General features: G+C 37.6%; 22 protein-coding genes and 1 other RNA gene. 18 read left to right on the top strand and 5 right to left on the bottom strand.

Annotated features, from left to right (window positions below; translation table 11 throughout):
* Window positions 1–5: 5 nt before the first annotated feature.
* On the bottom strand, window positions 6–1,019 hold the full coding sequence (locus tag CCON33237_RS05345) for an HdrB C-terminal domain-containing protein (RefSeq protein WP_054196717.1): 1,014 nt from the start codon (window positions 1,017–1,019) through the stop codon (window positions 6–8).
* 61 nt (window positions 1,020–1,080) lie between these two features.
* Between CCON33237_RS05345 and CCON33237_RS05340 the strand changes: the two genes are divergently transcribed.
* From CCON33237_RS05340 to rnpB, 4 genes are all read left to right on the top strand, one after another.
* The gene (locus CCON33237_RS05340) at window positions 1,081–1,902 is read left to right on the top strand and encodes a thiamine-phosphate kinase (RefSeq protein WP_054196716.1); all 822 of its coding nucleotides are present in this window, start codon (window positions 1,081–1,083) and stop codon (window positions 1,900–1,902) included.
* Window positions 1,880–3,004 carry a tRNA pseudouridine(13) synthase TruD gene (gene truD, locus CCON33237_RS05335; protein WP_054196715.1) on the top strand — a complete coding sequence of 375 codons (1,125 nt, stop codon included), beginning with the start codon at window positions 1,880–1,882 and terminating at the stop codon, window positions 3,002–3,004. Before CCON33237_RS05340 ends, truD begins: the two co-directional genes overlap by 23 nt.
* A 453-nt stretch (window positions 3,005–3,457) precedes the next feature.
* Entirely contained in the window at window positions 3,458–4,075 is a 618-nt protein-coding gene (locus tag CCON33237_RS05325) for a Type 1 glutamine amidotransferase-like domain-containing protein (protein ID WP_054196713.1), read from the top strand.
* A 147-nt stretch (window positions 4,076–4,222) separates the two neighbouring features.
* Window positions 4,223–4,548: RNase P RNA component class A (rnpB, locus tag CCON33237_RS09335), an RNA gene on the top strand.
* Between the two features lie 14 nt (window positions 4,549–4,562).
* On the opposite strand, the gene CCON33237_RS05320 is transcribed toward rnpB, so the two are convergent.
* The 4 genes from CCON33237_RS05320 to CCON33237_RS05305 are packed head-to-tail and all read right to left on the bottom strand — an operon-like array spanning window position 4,563 to window position 7,322.
* On the bottom strand, window positions 4,563–4,790 hold the full coding sequence (locus CCON33237_RS05320; protein WP_054196712.1) for a hypothetical protein: 228 nt from the start codon (window positions 4,788–4,790) through the stop codon (window positions 4,563–4,565).
* The gene (fliS, locus tag CCON33237_RS05315; protein ID WP_054196711.1) at window positions 4,783–5,154 is read right to left on the bottom strand and encodes a flagellar export chaperone FliS; all 372 of its coding nucleotides are present in this window, start codon (window positions 5,152–5,154) and stop codon (window positions 4,783–4,785) included. The genes CCON33237_RS05320 and fliS overlap by 8 nt, the downstream gene beginning before the upstream one ends.
* 9 nt (window positions 5,155–5,163) lie before the next feature.
* Window positions 5,164–6,924, bottom strand: a complete 1,761-nt coding sequence (fliD, locus tag CCON33237_RS05310) for a flagellar filament capping protein FliD (protein ID WP_054196710.1) — start codon at window positions 6,922–6,924, stop codon at window positions 5,164–5,166.
* A 2-nt stretch (window positions 6,925–6,926) separates the two neighbouring features.
* Complete coding sequence (locus tag CCON33237_RS05305; RefSeq protein WP_054196709.1) at window positions 6,927–7,322, bottom strand: FlaG family protein; 396 nt, start codon at window positions 7,320–7,322, stop codon at window positions 6,927–6,929.
* Between the two features lie 120 nt (window positions 7,323–7,442).
* Between CCON33237_RS05305 and CCON33237_RS05300 the strand changes: the two genes are divergently transcribed.
* The 14 genes from CCON33237_RS05300 (at window position 7,443) to CCON33237_RS05235 (ending at window position 18,925) form a co-directional block, all read left to right on the top strand.
* Entirely contained in the window at window positions 7,443–7,787 is a 345-nt protein-coding gene (locus tag CCON33237_RS05300; protein WP_054196708.1) for a hypothetical protein, read from the top strand.
* Window positions 7,784–8,350 carry a 16S rRNA (guanine(966)-N(2))-methyltransferase RsmD gene (gene rsmD, locus CCON33237_RS05295; protein ID WP_054196707.1) on the top strand — a complete coding sequence of 189 codons (567 nt, stop codon included), beginning with the start codon at window positions 7,784–7,786 and terminating at the stop codon, window positions 8,348–8,350. Before CCON33237_RS05300 ends, rsmD begins: the two co-directional genes overlap by 4 nt.
* Before the next feature lie 69 nt (window positions 8,351–8,419).
* Window positions 8,420–9,472 (top strand): flagellar basal body P-ring protein FlgI, encoded by a 1,053-nt coding sequence (locus CCON33237_RS05290; protein WP_054196706.1) that lies wholly within the window; start codon window positions 8,420–8,422, stop codon window positions 9,470–9,472.
* On the top strand, window positions 9,472–9,771 hold the full coding sequence (locus CCON33237_RS05285) for a rod-binding protein (RefSeq protein WP_054196705.1): 300 nt from the start codon (window positions 9,472–9,474) through the stop codon (window positions 9,769–9,771). Before CCON33237_RS05290 ends, CCON33237_RS05285 begins: the two co-directional genes overlap by 1 nt.
* Window positions 9,772–9,829: 58 nt before the next feature.
* Window positions 9,830–10,033: a flagellar biosynthesis anti-sigma factor FlgM gene (locus CCON33237_RS05280; RefSeq protein WP_069174579.1), complete on the top strand. Its 204-nt coding sequence runs from the start codon at window positions 9,830–9,832 to the stop codon at window positions 10,031–10,033.
* A gap of 13 nt (window positions 10,034–10,046) precedes the next feature.
* Window positions 10,047–10,478 (top strand): flagellar export chaperone FlgN, encoded by a 432-nt coding sequence (gene flgN / locus CCON33237_RS05275; RefSeq protein ID WP_021091397.1) that lies wholly within the window; start codon window positions 10,047–10,049, stop codon window positions 10,476–10,478.
* Between the two features lie 3 nt (window positions 10,479–10,481).
* Window positions 10,482–12,353, top strand: a complete 1,872-nt coding sequence (flgK, locus tag CCON33237_RS05270) for a flagellar hook-associated protein FlgK (protein ID WP_054196704.1) — start codon at window positions 10,482–10,484, stop codon at window positions 12,351–12,353.
* Window positions 12,350–13,117: a TIGR02757 family protein gene (locus tag CCON33237_RS05265; RefSeq protein WP_054196703.1), complete on the top strand. Its 768-nt coding sequence runs from the start codon at window positions 12,350–12,352 to the stop codon at window positions 13,115–13,117. The genes flgK and CCON33237_RS05265 overlap by 4 nt, the downstream gene beginning before the upstream one ends.
* Window positions 13,118–13,183: 66 nt before the next feature.
* Window positions 13,184–13,720, top strand: a complete 537-nt coding sequence (locus CCON33237_RS05260; protein WP_021091394.1) for a superoxide dismutase family protein — start codon at window positions 13,184–13,186, stop codon at window positions 13,718–13,720.
* 154 nt (window positions 13,721–13,874) lie between these two features.
* Complete coding sequence (locus CCON33237_RS05255) at window positions 13,875–14,636, top strand: TSUP family transporter (protein WP_054196702.1); 762 nt, start codon at window positions 13,875–13,877, stop codon at window positions 14,634–14,636.
* A gap of 65 nt (window positions 14,637–14,701) precedes the next feature.
* Window positions 14,702–15,385, top strand: a complete 684-nt coding sequence (locus CCON33237_RS05250; protein WP_054196701.1) for a F0F1 ATP synthase subunit A — start codon at window positions 14,702–14,704, stop codon at window positions 15,383–15,385.
* Between the two features lie 164 nt (window positions 15,386–15,549).
* Entirely contained in the window at window positions 15,550–16,971 is a 1,422-nt protein-coding gene (gatB, locus tag CCON33237_RS05245) for an Asp-tRNA(Asn)/Glu-tRNA(Gln) amidotransferase subunit GatB (protein WP_054196700.1), read from the top strand.
* 11 nt (window positions 16,972–16,982) lie between these two features.
* Window positions 16,983–17,873, top strand: a complete 891-nt coding sequence (locus tag CCON33237_RS05240) for an NAD(P)H-dependent glycerol-3-phosphate dehydrogenase (RefSeq protein ID WP_054196699.1) — start codon at window positions 16,983–16,985, stop codon at window positions 17,871–17,873.
* Window positions 17,870–18,925: a glycoside hydrolase family 3 protein gene (locus tag CCON33237_RS05235; protein ID WP_054196698.1), complete on the top strand. Its 1,056-nt coding sequence runs from the start codon at window positions 17,870–17,872 to the stop codon at window positions 18,923–18,925. The genes CCON33237_RS05240 and CCON33237_RS05235 overlap by 4 nt, the downstream gene beginning before the upstream one ends.
* Window positions 18,926–18,987: the final 62 nt, after the last annotated feature.

Genomic DNA, 18,987 nt, shown 5'->3' with positions numbered 1-18,987 from the left:
TAGTTTTAGACTAGATTTACTTTTAGCGTATGCTCCTTTAGGCTTGCTGGAATTTTGCCATTTTCAAGCTCTATCAGTTCGCTAACTCTTAAAATATAAAAATCCTGCAAACTTCTGTTTGCAAATTTTTCAAGCTTTTTTGAAAGCGTGTCAAACATATAAAACTCAGCATCATTGCTAGCTAGTAAAAAATCAGCCCCGCTATCAAACGCATTAAAGATGGTCTTGCTTGCAAATGCAAATGCAAGCTTTTCGTTTACTTTTAAAAGCTCAAATCCACAAGGAAATTTGATGTTTAAATTTATAAAATTTGCTCTAAATTTATCTAAATGTTGAGGGATTTTATCGCTTATGGCTATTTTGAACTCTTTAAATTTATCCAAGCTCTTTATCTTTTCAAGCTCATTTTTTGAGGTTTCATCCTCTTTTATCCCTAAAATTTCTTTAAAAAACCTAATCGCTTTGGTATAAATTTCGCTTCCGCCAAAGATAAAATCATCAATCTTGCAAGCTATCAAAATACCATTTTCATTGTCGATAAGTCCCATGATCTCATCATTTTTTTCTTTTTTATAAAGATGATGAGCCAGTATGATAGCAGCCGCACCTATAAAATTTGGCTCGTAGTCTCTCACAAAATCAGCATAAAAATATGGCTTTAAGCTTGCATAAAATTCTTTGTCTGCTTGATCGCAAAATTTATCAAATGGCTTAAATTTCTCCCAAAAGTCGTCATCATTTATCTCAAGATCTAAAACCGCTCTTTTTTCATCAAGTGGCGAAATCACAAGCTCGCCTACAAATTTCTCATATAAATTTACTAATGGTTCAGCGGTGCTCACTACGACATCATTTACTTTCACAAAGCCAGTTGTTGGCTGAAAATACGGATCAATTTTTTTAACATGCAAAAATAGTTCATCGAGGTTTGTGTAGTCTAAAATTTCTAAAAAATATGGTTTAAAATACGACAAAATATCCTTTTTTGCATTAAATCTAAAAATTTCTATTTTTTGCATTTGACTCCTTTTTTGGCTTATTTTATCCTAAAATTAAAAGGAGTTTCATTATAATGGCCCGATGGATAAAGAAAATTTCACGATTGAATGCTTTGGTAACGCTTATATTGGTGATGATGCGGCTGTGCTTGACAAGCAGGTCTTTAGCAAGGACATCTTTGCTGAAAATTCGCACTTTAAGCATGGCTGGCTAAGCCTTGAAGAGATCGGCTATAAGGCGATGATCGTAAATTTTTCAGATACGATCGTGATGAATGCTAGGCCAAAATTTGCGCTTCTTGGACTTAGCTTGCCAAAGAATTTTTCGCCGCAGCAAATCAAAGAGCTAAGTGGCGGCATAAACAGAGCTTGCGAAGAGTTTGGCGTAAAGATAATCGGTGGCGACACGATAAGTAGTAAAATTTTAAATATAAGCGTTAGTGTAATTGGTGAGCTAAATGGCAAAGCTGTGCTTAGAAAAAATGCAAAATACGGAGATCTGGTAGCTTTTACTGGCGAGCTTGGAGGCAGCCAAAAAGGGTTAAATTCACTTCTAAGACTAGCTCAAATTTCAAAAAATTCACGATTTAAAAAGCCTATTTTAAGAGATAAATTTTTCTACAAAGCAGCTCATCTTATAAACTCCGCTATGGATATCTCAGATGGGCTAAATACCGATCTTGCTAAGCTTTTAAAGGCTAGCAAAAAGGGTGCTAAATTTACAAAAAAGCTAAGCAAATTTGAGCTTAGTAGCGGCGAGGAGTATGAAATTTTATTTACTTTTTGTCCTAAAAATTTAAACGCCATCAAAAGGATCTCCGCAAAAACACGGACAAAGATTAGCGTCTTTGCAAAAATTTCAAATAAAAGGTTAAGACAAAATGCAAGAAGCCACCACTTTTAAGCCACTTTATGCACTCACTCATGCGCCCATAGAGGCTTACTTTTCTAAAAATTCAGATGATTTTGTCGTGCGCGAGATACCACTTTATGAGTTTAGTGGGGATGGCGAGCACTTAATCGTTGAAATTTCTAAAAAAGATATGACGACAAGTGATGCTTTGCATGTTCTTAGTGAAGTCACAGGGGCTAAAATGCGTGATTTTGGCTATGCTGGACTAAAGGACAAGCAGGGCATGACGACGCAGTTTATCTCTATGCCACGTAAATTTGAGAGCAATCTAGCAAACTTTAGCCACGAAAAGATGAAAATTTTAAGCTTAAATGCGCATAAAAATAAGCTTCGCATCGGACATCTAAAGGGAAATAGCTTTTTTATTCGCCTTAAAAAGGTGCTGCCAAATAATGCCAAAAAGCTAGAGCAAGCATTTATTAGTATTGATAAAATGGGCTATGCAAACTACTTTGGCTATCAGCGTTTTGGTAAGTTTGGGGACAATGCTGAAACTGGGCTTGAGCTACTTAAAAATGGAACGATAAATGGCAAAAAGAGCAAAAATGTAAAGCTAAACGACTTTTTGATCTCGGCATATCAAAGCGATCTTTTTAACCGCTGGCTTAGCAAACGCGTTGAGATTTCGAGGTTCGCGCAGGATTTTAGCCTAGGCGAGCTAGCTCAAATTTACCCGTATCTGGGCGGCGAAAATTTGAAAAATTTAAAATCGCAAAAGAGATTTTTTAAGCTGATAGAGGGCGAAGTTTTGGGTCACTACCCGCACGGCAAGTGCTTTTTGTGTGAGGATTTGGACGCAGAGGGCGCGCGCTTTGACGCTAGAGATATCACTAGCTGCGGGCTGATCGCGGGTGCGAAGGCGTATGAGGCGCAGGGCGCGGCGAGAATGGTCGAGGATCAAATTTTCGAGCAAGCAAATGAATATAAAGCTAAAATGACGGGGTCTAGGCGTTTTGCGTGGTGCTACTTGGAGGATGCAAGCTATAAATACAACGAGGAAAAGGCGCACTTTACGATAAATTTTACGCTGCAAAAAGGAAGCTACGCGACTGTTGTGCTAGAAGAAATCTTGCATAAAAATATCTTTGAGTAGGGCGGCGGCTCATCTTGCGAGTACTTTTAAATGATTTTTGCGCCTATGCTGGTAACTGCAAGCAGAGTATAAATTTCGCTCCGCGATAGGCTGTATGCCTTACTTTTGGACGAAATTTACTTCTTTTGTTTAGCTACGAGCATAGTGATACATAAAACACTTAAAACCATCTCGCAAGACTTCGCCTTAACTTTCAAGTTTAAATTTTTGTAAATCAAAATCCACCTCGCCTAATGCTCTTTAAAAGCTGTGAGCCAAGCGGTGCAAAAACTTTACCTTGTCGTTTTAAGCTCAAATTTGAGGAAAAATTTATCAAATTTTTATACCAAGATCCATATCTTAAATCGCTAAAATTTATCCGTGGAGCAAGACGCGAGCGACGTAAAATACAAGCGTTTCTAGGCTCGTTTAGATATAATGAGTTTGCAAATTTATATTTTAAAAGGATTAAAAATGGCGAATATTTTTCTTTGCTCTTATTTTGCGGAGATTGCGAGCAAGATTGATGAAGTGGTAAATTTTCAAGGCAAAGATATTGTTTTTATCGATACGGCAGCAAAATTTGAAGAGGTAAATTTTTACGTAGATGAAGCGGTGGAGATTTTAGAAAATTTTGGTGCGAAGCTAAGACGCCTTGACGTCTCTTGCGCCAAGGATTCGGCAGCGCTAGTATCTAGCCAAGATGAGCCATCTTGTGAAGATGAAATTTTATCTGCCATTAGTCAGTGCGATATCATTTACGTTAGCGGTGGAAATACGTTTTATCTGCTTAACGAGCTACGAAAATCGCGCGTCTGGCAAGCTATAAAAAATGCAGTCAAAGCGGGCAAAATTTATATCGGTGAGTCGGCGGGAGCGATCGTGGCCGCACCAGATACTAGATATGCTACGCTAATGGATGAAAATAGCCCAAATATGAGCGATTTTACGGGGTTAAATTTAGTTAATTTTTGCGTCGTGCCGCACTTTGGCTGCGAGCCTTTTACGCAGGCCACGTACGAGATAATGGAGAAATTTGGGAACTTATACGATTTGCGACCTATAAATAATGCTGAGTTTATCGCGCTTTGAGATAAAATTTTATACGTTCTTTGTGCTAAATATTTACTCAAAGCACTCTATCTGCCTGCGAATCTACCTTGTAAATAAAAAACATAAAGTTAAAAGTCTAAAGCTTTTAAAGCTAGAAATTTAAGCCAAAGCCGCTATAATTTCGCTCTGGCACGGTAAGCGATCGCTTTTGTTTTTGCAAAAGAGGAAAGTCCGAGCTGCGATAAGACAAGGTTCCATCTAACGGATGGCTAGGGAAACCTAAGGGATAGTGTAACAGAAAGTAGACTTCCGCTTCGGCGGTAAAGGTGAAACGGCGGAGTAAGAGCCCACCGGCACGCTTGGTAACTTGCGTGGCCATATAAACCCAACCTGCAGCAAGAAGGGATGGTTTTGGTCTTATATTAAAACCCTTCGCTAGAGCTTGTTTGTAAAAGCAAGCGTAGATAAATGATCGCTCAAGACAGAACTCGGCTTAACGCCGTGCCTTTAAATTTATAAAAATTGATTAGTTTGTTACGTATTTTTGAGCTTTTTGTAGTTTTATAAGCTCATTTTGAATATGTGAAGACTTGCTTTTTAAAAGCTCTATTGCTCCACCAATTAGTGCTTGTGCTTCTTGTGCTAGAGCTAGGCTCGTAAACATATCCTCACTAAAATTTTGTGATAATGCAGCTATCTTGCCTGTGTCTTCGTTTATCAATGCTAATTTAAATTCATTGATCCAACTATTCACCTGAAGTGACCTCTCTCCATGCTTCAGATAGTTGCTTTACAACATTGGTTACTTCGTTTAAAGCTGCGATATCGTTTTGTATATTTGCCATGGCAAGAAGCTGCATCTGTCTTGTATAAAGGCCGCTAAGATAGTGGGCTACGTCGCCTTGAGAATAATCAAGCGAATTTAAAAGCTCAACAAAAATAGCGTTTGTCCTATTAATATAATAAACTTTTTTCTCTATATCTCCAGCTTCTATCGCCTTTTTTGTACGAAATATAAATTTTAAAATCCCGTCATAAAGCATTTCTATTAATTTAGTTGGGGACTCAATGCCCCCAAAACTAGACTGTGCGTATGCACTATATACACTTTGATTCATCTTTCTCTCTTATTTTCTGCTATTTATCTCTGCATCGATCATTGATTTTAGTGTTGAGAACTGATTTTCTAAACTTGCTATGATAGCGTTATACTTGATAAAACGCTCTTGCATTGTTGTGTATTTCTCATCTAAAAGCTTTTGTGTGCTCTCTTTGTTTTTTGTGATCGACTCATTCTCGTCTTTTAACTGATTTTGCATAGCGATCATTGTGCCTTTTTTACCAACGACACCATCAAGCATTTTAGCTAGCTTTGTAAATAGCCCATCTGTCTTTTTGGTTACTGGATTTATGGTAGCTTCATTCATACCTAGAGCTGTTAAGGCTGAATTTTTACCTTTTACCTCGATATTTTCGCCATCGCTTCTTTTTAAGACGATTCTTTTGCCACTGTTATCAAGACTGGCTGTCACTCCAGTTATACCAGCGTCATTTATAGCTTGTTGAAGTTTTAGTGCGTTCTCTTCGGCTGTGGCTGTGGCAGTAGTTGAGAACGTAACCGACTTACCGTTTATCGTAAGATCACCAGCTTTTATGTCTAATACCCCAGAGCTAACAGTCGATGCTCCCATATAGCTTATTGGCTCGATCTTGCTTGATCCCATGAAAAATTTCTGAATCTCTTCAGGATCTTTGCTAAGAGCTGCATTTAGCTTATTTAGATCAAGCTGAAGCTGTCCGTCTTTATCAGGCACTATGCCATATTTGCTTAATGCTTTGCCTTCGCTATCTTGTCCATTTACAAGACGACCAATGTTTGATCTTAAGCTTGAAATTTCGCTAACGCCTTGGAAAGTGCCAGCTCCTTTTTCCTCGTCATATTTTGTAGCTATGCCAAGGTTCATGGTCATTAGGTTGTAGTCTTTGATAAATTCTTCAACCGCTTTTATTACCTCTTTTGTATCTTGAGAGACGCTCACGTTTGTTTTGCCAGTTTCATTTAATGTAATAGAAATTCCCGGTCTTAAGTCGTTGAAGGTATTTTTGCTTCTTTTTACATTTACTCCGTTATATGTAAATTCCGCATCTTGTGCCTTTAAAATTCTATTTTTTTCAAAATTTGATGTCATCTTTGGTGTGCCATCAGGATTTGTTAGCAGAGTGCCATTTGCATCTTTATCTTGAAACTGCGTACTATCCCAGCCAAGTTTATCTAAAACACCAGCTGTATCATTTGAAAATTTAATAGTCTGTGTTGCGCCAGTGTTGCCTGATTGAAGCATGATTTGATTTGGCTTATCTCCGCCAACATTTAAAATTCTAGCTTGCAATTTACCACGACTAATATCATTTATCTTGTCTACAATATCTTGATATGTGGTTGATCTAGTTACGCTAATAGAAAATTTTTGTCCATCGATCTCAACATCAAAAGAGCCGTTGCTTGTCGCACCTACTAAGTTTGAAGCGTTTTTGAAATTTGAGCTTTGAAATGTATCTTTTTGAGCAAGTTTTTGCACATCTATACTAAAATTTTGAACGCTAACGCCATTTGCTGCTGAGGCTGTTACGCTTTTGCCAGCATTGTTTGTAGTTCTTTTTAGATAAAGTGCCTCTCCACCAAGTGTTTTGCCACTTACGTTTACGTTGCTAACTAGAGTTTTTAGCGCTGCAAGGTCTTTTTGCTTTAGGTCATTTCTTTCTAGCCTTTTTGTTAAAGGCTTGATCTGTCCTGCTTCATCTGCTTCTTTTAATTTTTTGATAAGATCATCATTTAGTCCGCTATTTTTTGTGCCGATGCCTAAATTTGTTACGTTACCTACTGCCATTTTTAACTCTCCTTGTCAAAAAGTATTCCGATACTTTCTTTGAAATACTCGCTTATTCTTATAGCTTCTTTGCTTGGAAGTTGTGTTATCTCTTCTCCAGTTTTAGCATCTTTTACTTGCACGACCATTAAATTTAGCTTCTCATTGTAAGCAAATCTTACATTAGTATCAAGCTGCTGCATTTGATAGTTTAGTCTGTCAGTGACCTCTCTTGTTCTTTTGGCAAGCTCTTCGTTGCTAAGTCCGTCTAGCTCGTTAATGTCTTTTGTTTCATTGTTTTTATCAGCACTTAATTTAACATCAGAATGCTCGATAGGTCTGCTGTCTATTTGACGCTGAGCAGATGTGCTCATGCTCGTATCTAGCACCTGATTTGCTGCTACCTTAAAGATTTCCATAGTTTTACTCCTTAAAACTTACGTTAGCTTCTACATCGGTAAAATTTTAAAATCCTTTAGTGTTTATATAAATTTTTGATTATTTAGGCTAAAATCGAGCAAAAATTTATAGGAAGAGATATGAAAATTTCATTTGAGTGCGAGTGTATTTTACTTCAAAAGACACTGCTGCTTTTTTGTGGAAATTTGGCTGCTCATCATAAGGATTGTGATTTTGTAGTGAGTGACCGCGAGATTGCGACAAAAAAACCGCTATTTATAATAGGTAAAAATGCTCATCTTTCTCATCCTTTTACCAAGACAACACTTCTTGATACGCTTGAAGAATTTTACTCAGCTATGCAAATTTCAAAAGCAAATGAGCTAAATGAAGCTAAAAATGAAAAGGGCTTAGAGGAGAAAATTTCACTTTTGATAGATAAATTTAAAGCCGATCTTCTTGAAATTCTAAGGGTAAATCAGTGAAGCTTTACACTAAAATCTCAAGTGGTAAATTTAAAGGTAAAAGGCTTGAGCTGCCAAGCCTAAGCACGACTAGAAGCACAAAAAGCATCGTAAAAGAGTCCTTCTTTAACGTCATTAGAGATGAAATTTACTCGCTTACATTTATAGAGGGCTTTGGTGGAAGTGGCGTGATGGCAAGCGAGGCCGTTAGCAACGGAGCACGTGAGGCTATCGCTATTGAAAAAGATAGAGCCGCTTTTAAGATCACACAAAACAATCTTGCTAGCCTAGAGTGCTCAAATTTAAAAGCAATAAATGGCGATACCTTTTCTGTTTTACCCGATATTGTAAATTCTCAAAGTGGCAAGGTCTTGCTCTATCTTGATCCCCCATTTGACATAAGAGCTGGCTTTGATGGCATCTACGAAAAGCTTGTAAATTTAATCTCACAGCTAAAAAAAGAGAAAATTTATATGATAGTTTTTGAACACAACAGCGACTTTAAATTTTGCGATGAAATTTCTACATATAAACTTGTAAAATTTAAAAAATTTGGAGCTACTTCGCTCTCTTATTTTCAATAAAAATTTATAGTAAAATTTGGAACATCTTTTGCTTTAAAAACCTAAAATAGCTAAATTTTAGGAAAAAATATGAAAAAATTTTTATCTTTTGTAGCAGCTTCAGTGATAGCTACTTCAGCCTTTGCTACGCAGATAAAAGAGCTTGCAAACATCGTTGGCGTAAGGGATAACCAGCTAATAGGCTACGGCCTAGTTGTAGGACTAAACGGCACAGGTGATGGCTCAACGTCAAAATTTACGATCCAGTCTTTATCAAACATGCTTCAAGGCGTAAACGTAAAGATAAACCCAGATGATATCAAGTCAAAAAATGCAGCTGCTGTTATGGTAACAGCCAAGCTTCCTGCATTTGCAAGGCATGGTGATAAACTCGATGTCGTGATCTCATCTATCGGCGATGCAAAAAGTTTGCAAGGTGGCACCCTTCTCATGACGCCACTAAAAGGTGTTGATGGTGATATTTACGCTTTGGCTCAGGGTGCTTTAAGCATCGGCGGAAAAAGCATGGGTAGATCAGGTGGCAACCACCCAACCGTTGGCTCTATCCTAAATGGAGCTTTGGTTGAACGAGAAGTGACTTATGATATTTACAATCAAGATAGCATAAGACTAAGCCTAAAAGATACAAATTTTAAAACCGCTCTTGATATCCAAAATGCTATAAATGCAAATATCTCTGATGATGCCGCAAAGGCGATCGATCCAAGAACGGTTATCGTTAAAAAACCAGATGATGTTAGTATTATCGAGCTTGCAAGTGCTGTGCTTGATCTTGATGTGGAGTATAAGCCAGATGAGAAGATAGTAGTTGATGAGAGAACTGGCACGATAGTAAGTGGCATAAATGCCGTAGTTAGCCCAGTTGTCTTAACGCATGGTGCAATCACAATAAAAATAGAGCCAAATAGCTACGATGAAGCAGCACAAAATGATGTAAATATAGGAAGCGATACATCTGTCGCACCTAGTCAAAATTTACTTAAAATTTCAGGTGAAAAAACAACCGTTGCAAATGTAACAAGAGCTTTAAATAAGCTTGGGGCAACACCAAGTGATATCATATCTATACTTGAAAATTTAAAGCGAGTTGGTGCGATACAAGTTGATTTGGAGATAATATAATGCAAATAGACAACACCTTAGCACTAAATTCATACAATGAAATTTCTACAAATAAGATAAAAAATGCAAATGCTAAACAAGATGCACTTTTAAAAGAGCAAACTGATGCATTTGAGGCTTATATGGTAAAGGCTGTGCTTGATATTGCTTTAAAAGAAGATGAGCACAACTCGCTATATCCAAAAGCTGCTGGTAGCGACATTTATAGGTCAATGTATAACGATGCAATGAGTAAAGCATTGAGTGGAAATCTTGGTTTTTCAGAACTTTTGTACGATTTTTTAAAGAGAGACTCTTAAGTAAATTTATATTCTGCCGATGTAGTGATATAAACATTTTATTTTAAGAGGTATGAATATGATAAGGCCTTTGAACCAAAGACCAAATTTTCAGGCAAATGCGCTAAATAAAAATAGCGATGCCAAGGTCGAAACTCAGAGTAAAGAAGTAAGAACAAACGAAAACGCAAAGCTAAAAGAGATAGCTGATGCCATAGCAAATGGCACTTATCAGGTTGATATCTCAAAAACGGCTAGGGCTGTGGCTGATGCGCTGCTGTAATTAAGGAATTTAAATGATAAAAAAGCTTTTGGACGAGGCTATAGGCGAGCTTGATGAGCTCATAAATTTAACCATACAAGATATCGCAAATATAAAAGAGGCAAAGCACTCAAGCGTTGATGAGAGTGTAAAGAAAAAAAATGCCTTAGTTCGTGCATTTGAAGATACCAAAAGAGCACTAGATAAAGAGCTTTTAAAGGTATCAAAAGAGAGCGGTACGACTACACTTGCTAGCGTTTTAGACGATGAAGTGAAGTCAAAGCTTGTACTTATGCGTTCAAAGCTTGAAAATTTACATAAAGTCAATAAAGAATATGCAAGGCATGTTGTTGCCGTTAAAGAATTTTTTGACTCACTTAATGAAAAAATTTTTGGCACTAAAGCAAGTGAATACGGTCAAGATGGAAATAGCATAGATAATAATTTTTATAAATCAAGGGTTTAAAAAATGGCTAATATTTTTATGTCATTAGGCACGGGTGTTTCGGGGCTAAATGCGGCCCAGCTTCAAATAAGTACAACCGGAAATAATATCGCAAATGCCGATAGCAACTACTATACAAGGCAGCGTGTTGTCCAATCTGCTTCTCCAGCGATGAATACAGTCCCTGGCGGAGTTGGCACAGGCACACAAGTAGATACTATAACAAGGCTTCATGATGAGTTTGCCTACTCAAGACTAAAATACTCATCGTCAAATTTAGAAAATACGGCCTATAAACAAAGAATTTTGCAAGAAGCTACAAAATATTTTCCTGATCTAAAAGATAATGGAATGGTAAAGGATATTCAGGAGTATTTTTCCGCGTGGAATAACTTTGCTTCAAACCCTAATGCTGGTGCTCAGAAAGTAAATTTGATAAATAAAGCAAGTGTATTGACTGCAAGTATCAACCGCTCATCAAAGATGCTTTATGATATGCATGAAAAGATTGATGAAACGATAAAAATAAATATAAATGAGATAAATTCGCTAGGCAGACAAATAGCAAATATTAATAAGCAAATCCAAAGAATAGAATCAGGCGCAGACGCAGGTATAAAAATAAATGCAAATGATCTTCGTGATAAACGTGATGAATTAGAACTTGCTATGTCAAAGCTAGTAAATACGGCAGTTTATAAAAGCGATCTAAAGAGCAATTCTAGGGTAGATACAGGAATAACAGATCAAGGAAAATACTACAATCTAAACATTGGTGGTGTAAGTATCGTTGATGGTGTAAATTTTCATGAAATTTCTATGAGTTCAACTGAAAGTGGAAGATATACAAAAATTTATTATGAAAGAGAAGATGGCAGAAGAATCCCAATGGAGGAAAAGATTACAGGTGGTAAAATCGGAGCTGCACTTGATCTTAGGGGTAGAAACTATGAGTCAGATAATGATAAATTTAGCGACGGAACGATCCAAAAATACATTGATAATCTAAATACATTTAGTAAAACCTTGATAACAAGTACAAATAATATCTATGCCGAATCCGCAGTTGAAATTTCTAACTCAGATCCGATAAGTTATTTAGAAGGCGATAAAACGTTGATGAATCATGATAATAGTATAAGAAACGGAAGTTTTGAAGCTATTGTTTATGATAACAAAGGCAATGTCGTGGCCAGAAAAACTATAAATGTAAATGGCACGACGACGATGAATGATACAAGATATGGCAACTCTATCGTCAAAGACTTTAACTCAAACTCAGATGACAATAAAGACAATAATATGCTAAATGACGTTGATGACTTTTTCGAGGCATCATATTTTTATGATAAAAATACTAAAAAAGGTACATTTTCTCTCATTCCAAAACAAGCTCAAGGGCTTTATAGTATATCGATAGTCGATCACGGTACAAATTTCCCAGGCGCTGTTGGCATAAATAGATTTTTTTCAGGTACTGACTCAAATAGTATCGGCATAAATCAAAATTTTACCCAAGACCACACAAAGCTTCGTGCCTACTCAAAGCCAGTTATCGGAAATAATGAAGTTGCAAATAAAATGATCCAGCTTCAGTATCAAAAGCAGACCTTTTACTCAAGTGGCATAGCGCTTGATAGAGATGAGACGATCGAGGGATATTACCGCTATCTTACGACTGATATGGCGAGTGATACAGAGGCGAATAATACTATCCACGATACAAATACGTCTTTGCAAAAGACAGCTGAAGAGGAATTTCAATCAACAAGTGGCGTAGATACGAACGAAGAGCTTACTAATTTGATCCGTTTTCAAGCAAGTTACGGCGCAGCGGCAAAGATCATCACGACAGTTGATCAAATGCTAGATACCCTTCTTTCATTAAAACAATGAGTGAGCTAAAGAGCCTTTTAGACTCACACGTACTTAGCAAAAATACAAATTTGGGGCTGTTTGAAGCCCCAGATCCACTTCAAGTAGCCACTAAATTTAAAGAGCCAAACGCAGCACTCATGTGTGCGTTATTTGCTTATGGCAACGCAAAAATGATAGTAAAATTTCTAAATTCGCTTGATTTTGGTTTGCTTGATGAGAGTGAGCAAAATATCAAGAAAAATCTGTCAAATTTCAAATATCGCTTTCAAAATGAAAACGATGTGAGAGAAATTTTTATCACTCTCTCACGTCTTAAAAAAGAGGGTGATATAGAAGAAATTTTGCGCCAAGGTCTTGCAAAAAACGGTGAAATGATAGAAGGTGTAAATGAGCTTATCAAATTTATATATGGGCTAAATTCTTACCGCTCTGACGGATATGAGTTTTTCTTTGGTAAGAGTTTTGATAAAGAGCCACAAAGCCCATATAAGCGCTACAATATGTATCTTCGCTGGATGGTTAGAGATAGCGACATCGACCTTGGACTATTTAAAAATTTGCCAAAAGATAAGCTTTTGATGCCGCTTGATGTGCATACGCATAGAGTTTCTTTAAATTTAGGACTTATAAATAGAAAGAGCTACGACTTCAAAGCAGTCATGGATCTTACAAAAAAACTTAGAGAATTTGACAAATTTGATCCGATAAAATACGACTTTGCACTTTATAGAATAGGGCAGAGTAAAGAGTTAGAAACTATCATAAAAAATCTTAATCAATAAAAATTATTGCTAAATTTTTAAATTTAGGATAGACTTGCCATACAATTTTATCCATGAGGAGCTTGTATGAAAAAAATCGTTTTACTAAGTGCAGTTTTAGGAACTTTGCTTTTTGCTCACGAAGGTCATCACTTTGATGCGAAAGCCGGAGAGCATCTAGTTATACCTGTTAATGAGCTAAGTGAGAAGGGCGATAAGAGTGTCGGCGAAGTAGTAGCTGTTAAGACAAACTACGGCGTTGCATTTTTTCCAAATTTAAAGGGACTTACTGCAGGACTACACGGCTTTCACATCCATGAAAATGCTGACTGTGGTGCGACTGAAAAAGGCCTTGGCATGAAAGCAGGCGGTCACTGGGATCCAGCTGGCACAAAGATGCACTCTTTTGCATGGGATGACAAAGGTCACAAAGGCGATTTGCCAGCACTTTACGTAGATGCTGAGGGCAATGCGAACTATCCAGTGCTAGCCCCAAAGATAAAAAGTCTTGACGAGCTAAAAGGTCACTCATTAATGGTTCATGTTGGTGGTGATAATCACAGCGACAACCCAAAAGCACTTGGCGGTGGCGGCGCTAGAATGCTTTGTGGCGTTATTAAGTAACCACTTTAATAAACGAGTCTTTGAGTTAGATCCAAAGGCTCGTTAAAATTTATAAATTTTAAAAATCTCTCATTTCAAATATAAAAATTTTACAAAAAGATAAGTACAAATAAATTACAATCTGCTTTTATTTCAATTATCAAAAGAGCAAAAAATGGAATTTGATCTACTTAGCTATGTCGTTTTTTTTGTAGCTGCATTTTTAGGCGGTTTTATCGATTCTATCGCTGGTGGAGGTGGGCTTATAACGCTTCCAGCTATTATGGCGATGGGTGTGCCACCACACCTTGCACTTGGTACAAATAAGCTTCAAGGTGTCTTTGGTAGCTTTACAGCGACTTTAAATTTCACAAAACGGGGATTGATTAATTATAGAGAATGCTTTGTAGGTATCGTTTTTACTTTCATTGGAGCTATCATTGGAGCAGTGGTTATCCTATTTTTAAATACAAATTTTTTAAAGATAATTATCCCATTTTTACTGATTTCTATTTTTATCTATACGCTTTTTATGCCAAAAGTCGGCGAAAATGATAGAGCTGCAAAGATGAATGAAAAGCTATTTTATGTAGTTTTTGGGCTGATACTTGGCTTTTATGATGGTTTTTTTGGTCCAGGAACAGGCTCTTTTTGGACATTTGCGATAGTGGCACTAATTGGGCTAAATTTAAAAAAGGCTGTCGCTCATACGAAACTCTTAAATTTTACTAGCAATATCGTTGCTCTTGGTATTTTTATAGCCGGCGGACAGATGCTTTGGGCTGTTGGATTTTTGATGGCAGTTGGTCAAATTTTAGGCGCATATTTTGGATCAAATCTTGTCATTAAAAAAGAGGTCAAATTTATTAGAACAATGTTTCTAATGGTAGTTGCAGTGACTATTTGTAAATTGATTTTCGATTATTTCAGAGTTTAAAATTAAAAATGTTTTAACAATAATTTTGTTACAATCACGCAAAATTCTAAATCCAAGGTAAATTAATGAAAGATTTGTTTCTATTTTCAAATTTCCTAAATAGCTCTCACGCCTTTATCTATGCGTTTCACTTTTTGCTTGTAGCTTTGATTGTTATCATAGTTGCTTATATAGCAAGGAGTAAGATGCAGCTTGTGCCAAGGGGTCTTCAAAATATAGTTGAAGCTTATTTAGAGGGCGTTATATCTATGGGAAGAGATACTTTAGGCAGTGAAAAACTAGCGAGGAAATATCTTCCACTTGTTGCAACTATCGGTTTTATCGTATTTTTTTCAAATGTTGTAGGTATTATTCCTGGATTTGAGTCACCAACATCAAGTCTAAATTTAACTCTAGTTTTGGCTTTAGTTGTATTTGTTTATTACAACTTTGAGGGCATTAGAGAAAATGGATTTTTTAAATACTTTGGACACTTTATGGGGCCGAATAAATTTCTAGCTCCGATTATGTTTCCAGTTGAAGTCATCTCGCATCTTTCACGTGTAGTTTCGCTATCATTTCGTCTTTTTGGTAATATTAAGGGTGATGATTTATTCTTGCTAGCGATGCTTACACTTGCACCTTGGTTTGCTCCGCTTCCAGCTTTTGCGCTTCTAACGCTTATGGCTGTTTTGCAAACATTTATTTTCATGATGCTAACTTACGTTTATCTAGCTGGTGCCGTTGCTATTAGTGAGCACGAGCATTAAAATTTAAAGCCATATTTTTATATGGCTTTTTCCTTTTTAAAACTATTTAAATTTTTAAATCACATTCTTTATTTTTCCAGTCAAAACGCTCATTTTTAGATATTTTAAAAGAAAGTATCGCTAAAATACGCCTTAAAAATTTGCATAATTTTAAAGGTAAAAATATGTTTGAAGTCGTTATCGGTTTAGAAGTTCACACTCAGCTTAATACAAAAACTAAAATTTTCTGCTCTTGCTCGACTAGCTTTGGCGACGAGGCAAACACCCACGTTTGTCCGACCTGCCTAGCTCTGCCTGGAGCGCTACCTGTGCTAAACAAAGAGGCAGTCAAAAAGGCGATCAGCTTTGGTACAGCGATAAACGCTAAGATAAATAAAAAATCAGTATTTAATAGAAAAAACTATTTTTACCCAGACCTTCCAAAAGCATATCAAATTTCACAGTTTGAAATTCCTATCGTAGAAGGTGGCGAGCTCATCATCGACGTAAACGGCACTAAAAAACGTATCGGCGTAACTAGAGCGCACCTTGAGGAGGATGCTGGCAAAAATATCCACGAAGAAAATGAGAGTTTGGTTGATCTAAATAGAGCTGGCACGCCGCTTCTTGAGATAGTTAGCGAGCCAGACCTTAGAAGTAGCGACGAGGCGGTGGCTTATCTTAAAAAACTGCACTCGATCCTTCGCTTTTTAAACATTAGCGACGCAAATATGCAGGAAGGTAGCTTTCGCTGCGATGCAAACGTCTCTATCCGTCCAAAAGGCGACACAAAGCTTTACACAAGGGTTGAGATAAAAAACCTAAATTCATTTAAATTTATCCAAAAAGCGATCGACTACGAGGTAGAGCGCCAAAGTGTAGCTTGGGAAGATGGCAAATATGACGAAGAGGTCTATCAAGAGACAAGACTTTTTGATACGACGAATTTAGTAACAAGATCGATGCGTGGCAAAGAGGATAGTGCGGAGTATAGATACTTCCCTGATCCTGACTTGCTGCCTGTTGAAGTGTCAGAGCAGATGTATGAAGAGGCGATCAAAATCCCAGAACTTGCCGAGCAAAAGGTCGCAAGATATGTTAGTGAGCTAGGCGTAAAAGAGAGTGATGCTCTAAATTTAACTCAAAGTGTTGAGATGGCTAGATATTTTGAAGAGCTGATCGCCGCTGGAATTCAACCAAAGCTTGCTACTACGTGGCTCATAGTTGAGCTTCTTGGTCGTTTAAATAACGGCGTAACGATCGAGACTAGCCCAGTTAATAGTGTCAAAATGATAAATTTACTAAAACGCATAGAAGATGGCACGATAAGCGGCAAGGCTGCAAAAGAGGTGCTAGACTACCTTATGGAAAATGACGCGGACGTCGATAGTGTCATCGAAAAGCTTGGCTTAAAGCAAGTGAGCGACGACTCAGCTATCATCGCAATCATAGATCAAATTTTAGCTGCAAACGCCGACAAAGTAGAAGAGTATAAAAACGGCAAAGATAAGATGTTTGGCTTCTTTGTCGGTCAGGTGATGAAAGAGGGCAAGGGTGCCTTTAATCCAGGCAAGGTTAATGAGCTTTTAAAGGCCAAAATAGGCTAAAAAGGGCTAAAATGAGCATAGCAGTTATCGGAGCTGGCAAGTGGGGCAGTGCGCTATTTCACGCATTTAGTGAAAATAACGAGTGCGTCATTAGCTCAAGAACGCCAAGAGAGATACCAAATTTTGTGAGCTTAGAAGAGGCTTTGGAGTGCGAATATCTAGTTTGCACGATCCCAACGCAAGCTACAAATTTATGGCTAAAGCAAAACTACAAAAACAAAGGTCAAAAGATCCTAGTCGCCAGCAAAGGTATAGACACGGCAAATCTTAAATTTTTAAATGAAATTTATGAAGACTTTGTGGATAGAGAAAATTTAGCCTTTCTCTCAGGGCCGACCTTTGCAAAAGAGATCATGCAGAAGCTGCCTTGCGCCTTGGTTGTAAATTCTAAAAATCAAAATCTAGCTTTAAAATTTGCTTCATTTTTCCCAAGCTACATGAAAGCCTACACCTCAGATGATGTTATCGGAGCTGAAGTGTGTGGGGCGTATAAAAACGTGATCGCCATAGCTGGTGGCATCTGTGACGGCCTTGGCCTTGGTAACAATGCAAGAGCAAGCCTCATTTCACGTGGTCTTGTCGAGATGGCTAGATTTGGTAAATTTTTTGGCGCAAAAGATGAGACATTTATGGGGCTAAGCGGCGCAGGGGACTTGTTTTTAACTGCTTCATCGATACTCTCGCGCAACTACCGCGTAGGTCTTGGCATAGCAAGGCACGAGAGATTAGAGAAAATTTTAAATGAGCTTGGCGAGGTGGCAGAGGGCGTCGATACTGCAAGGGCTATTAGCAAGATCGCTAAAGAAAAGGGCATATATGTGCCCATCGCTAGCGAGGTTGAAAATATGCTAAATGGCAAAGACGTTTTTGAGAGCGTAAAATCGCTTTTGGGAAGAAGATGAAAGCTTTTAAATTTATACTTTTTGTGACTATTTTTGCTCTGGGACTAAAAGGTGCAGAAGTTAGCCTAAGAGCTAAGGTTTCGCAGATGATAATGGTTGGCTTTAACGGAGCTAGCACAAAAGACGCTACGTTTCGCGCGATGTTAAGCGACGCTGGATATGAGAGATTTGGCGGTGTGATGCTACTTGGCAGAAATGTCACCAGTAAAGCTCAGCTAAAAGCTAGTATAAAAGCGATCAAAGAGAAAAGTCCTAAAATTTTCATCGCCATTGACGAAGAGGGCGGCAATGTAAGCCGTATGAAGGATAAGAGCTTTGACGGCCCATATCCTAGCGCTTATGAGGTTGCAAGCACGCTTGATATCAAAAGTGCATATGATCTCTACTCAAAAATGGCTATAAATTTAAAAGAGTGCGGCATAAATTTAAATTTCGCTCCAGTGGTCGATCTGCACGATGAAAACTCGCCGATCATTGCTGCTAAGCAAAGGGCGTTTAGCGAGTATGCAAGCAAGGTTGTGATCTACGCTGATGCTTTTATGGACGCATTTAAAGAGCAGGGTATCCTAACGACACTTAAGCACTTCCCAGGGCATGGTAGCTCAAAAGAGGACTCACATAAAAATAAGAGCGAAGTCACGCTAAGTAAAGATGCGCTTTTGCCATATAAAGACGCCATAAGCACTGGTAGAGCGCAGATCATCATGGTCGGACACCTTTTTGTAAAGGGCATCGACGAGAACAATCCAGCCACACTTTCTAAAAAAATAATAACCGATCTCTTACGAAATGAGCTTAAATTTAATGGCGTAGTCATAAGCGATGATATGCTGATGAAAGGCGTTGGCGACGAGTCTTTAGCGCAAAAAGTGGTTAAATTTATAAACGCTGGAGGCGATATCTTGCTCTTTAGCGAGTTTAAGATAAACAACCAAAGAATAGCCGATCTTATCACTCAGATCATAATCGATGCTGTAAATGAGAAAAAGATCAGCAAAGAGCGAATCGACACTTCATATAAGAGGATAATGGCTCTAAAAGCGAAGCTTTAATGGCTACTCTGATGAGTTACAAACCATTTATAAAGAAATAGAAATTTAGAGTGGAATTTTAA

It is taken from the genome of Campylobacter concisus (genome assembly GCF_001298465.1).
GTDB lineage: Bacteria > Campylobacterota > Campylobacteria > Campylobacterales > Campylobacteraceae > Campylobacter_A > Campylobacter_A concisus.
Note: the sequence above shows the minus strand (reverse complement) of the source record. Positions and strands in the feature narration are given on the sequence as shown.

What these genes read in the sequence shown, in the direction of transcription:
- CCON33237_RS05265 (WP_054196703.1), top strand. Translation starts at nt 12,350, where the DNA reads ATGAGTGAGCTAAAGAGCCTTTTAGACTCACACGTACTTAGCAAAAAT.
- CCON33237_RS05235 (WP_054196698.1), top strand. Translation starts at nt 17,870, where the DNA reads ATGAAAGCTTTTAAATTTATACTTTTTGTGACTATTTTTGCTCTGGGA.
- CCON33237_RS05345 (WP_054196717.1), bottom strand. Translation starts at nt 1,019, where the DNA reads ATGCAAAAAATAGAAATTTTTAGATTTAATGCAAAAAAGGATATTTTG.
- truD (WP_054196715.1), top strand. Translation starts at nt 1,880, where the DNA reads ATGCAAGAAGCCACCACTTTTAAGCCACTTTATGCACTCACTCATGCG.
- CCON33237_RS05290 (WP_054196706.1), top strand. Translation starts at nt 8,420, where the DNA reads ATGAAAAAATTTTTATCTTTTGTAGCAGCTTCAGTGATAGCTACTTCA.
- fliD (WP_054196710.1), bottom strand. Translation starts at nt 6,924, where the DNA reads ATGGCAGTAGGTAACGTAACAAATTTAGGCATCGGCACAAAAAATAGC.
- CCON33237_RS05260 (WP_021091394.1), top strand. Translation starts at nt 13,184, where the DNA reads ATGAAAAAAATCGTTTTACTAAGTGCAGTTTTAGGAACTTTGCTTTTT.
- CCON33237_RS05340 (WP_054196716.1), top strand. Translation starts at nt 1,081, where the DNA reads ATGGATAAAGAAAATTTCACGATTGAATGCTTTGGTAACGCTTATATT.
- CCON33237_RS05250 (WP_054196701.1), top strand. Translation starts at nt 14,702, where the DNA reads ATGAAAGATTTGTTTCTATTTTCAAATTTCCTAAATAGCTCTCACGCC.
- gatB (WP_054196700.1), top strand. Translation starts at nt 15,550, where the DNA reads ATGTTTGAAGTCGTTATCGGTTTAGAAGTTCACACTCAGCTTAATACA.
- CCON33237_RS05325 (WP_054196713.1), top strand. Translation starts at nt 3,458, where the DNA reads ATGGCGAATATTTTTCTTTGCTCTTATTTTGCGGAGATTGCGAGCAAG.
- flgK (WP_054196704.1), top strand. Translation starts at nt 10,482, where the DNA reads ATGGCTAATATTTTTATGTCATTAGGCACGGGTGTTTCGGGGCTAAAT.
- flgN (WP_021091397.1), top strand. Translation starts at nt 10,047, where the DNA reads ATGATAAAAAAGCTTTTGGACGAGGCTATAGGCGAGCTTGATGAGCTC.
- CCON33237_RS05300 (WP_054196708.1), top strand. Translation starts at nt 7,443, where the DNA reads ATGAAAATTTCATTTGAGTGCGAGTGTATTTTACTTCAAAAGACACTG.
- CCON33237_RS05305 (WP_054196709.1), bottom strand. Translation starts at nt 7,322, where the DNA reads ATGGAAATCTTTAAGGTAGCAGCAAATCAGGTGCTAGATACGAGCATG.
- CCON33237_RS05280 (WP_069174579.1), top strand. Translation starts at nt 9,830, where the DNA reads ATGATAAGGCCTTTGAACCAAAGACCAAATTTTCAGGCAAATGCGCTA.
- CCON33237_RS05240 (WP_054196699.1), top strand. Translation starts at nt 16,983, where the DNA reads ATGAGCATAGCAGTTATCGGAGCTGGCAAGTGGGGCAGTGCGCTATTT.
- CCON33237_RS05285 (WP_054196705.1), top strand. Translation starts at nt 9,472, where the DNA reads ATGCAAATAGACAACACCTTAGCACTAAATTCATACAATGAAATTTCT.
- CCON33237_RS05255 (WP_054196702.1), top strand. Translation starts at nt 13,875, where the DNA reads ATGGAATTTGATCTACTTAGCTATGTCGTTTTTTTTGTAGCTGCATTT.
- fliS (WP_054196711.1), bottom strand. Translation starts at nt 5,154, where the DNA reads ATGAATCAAAGTGTATATAGTGCATACGCACAGTCTAGTTTTGGGGGC.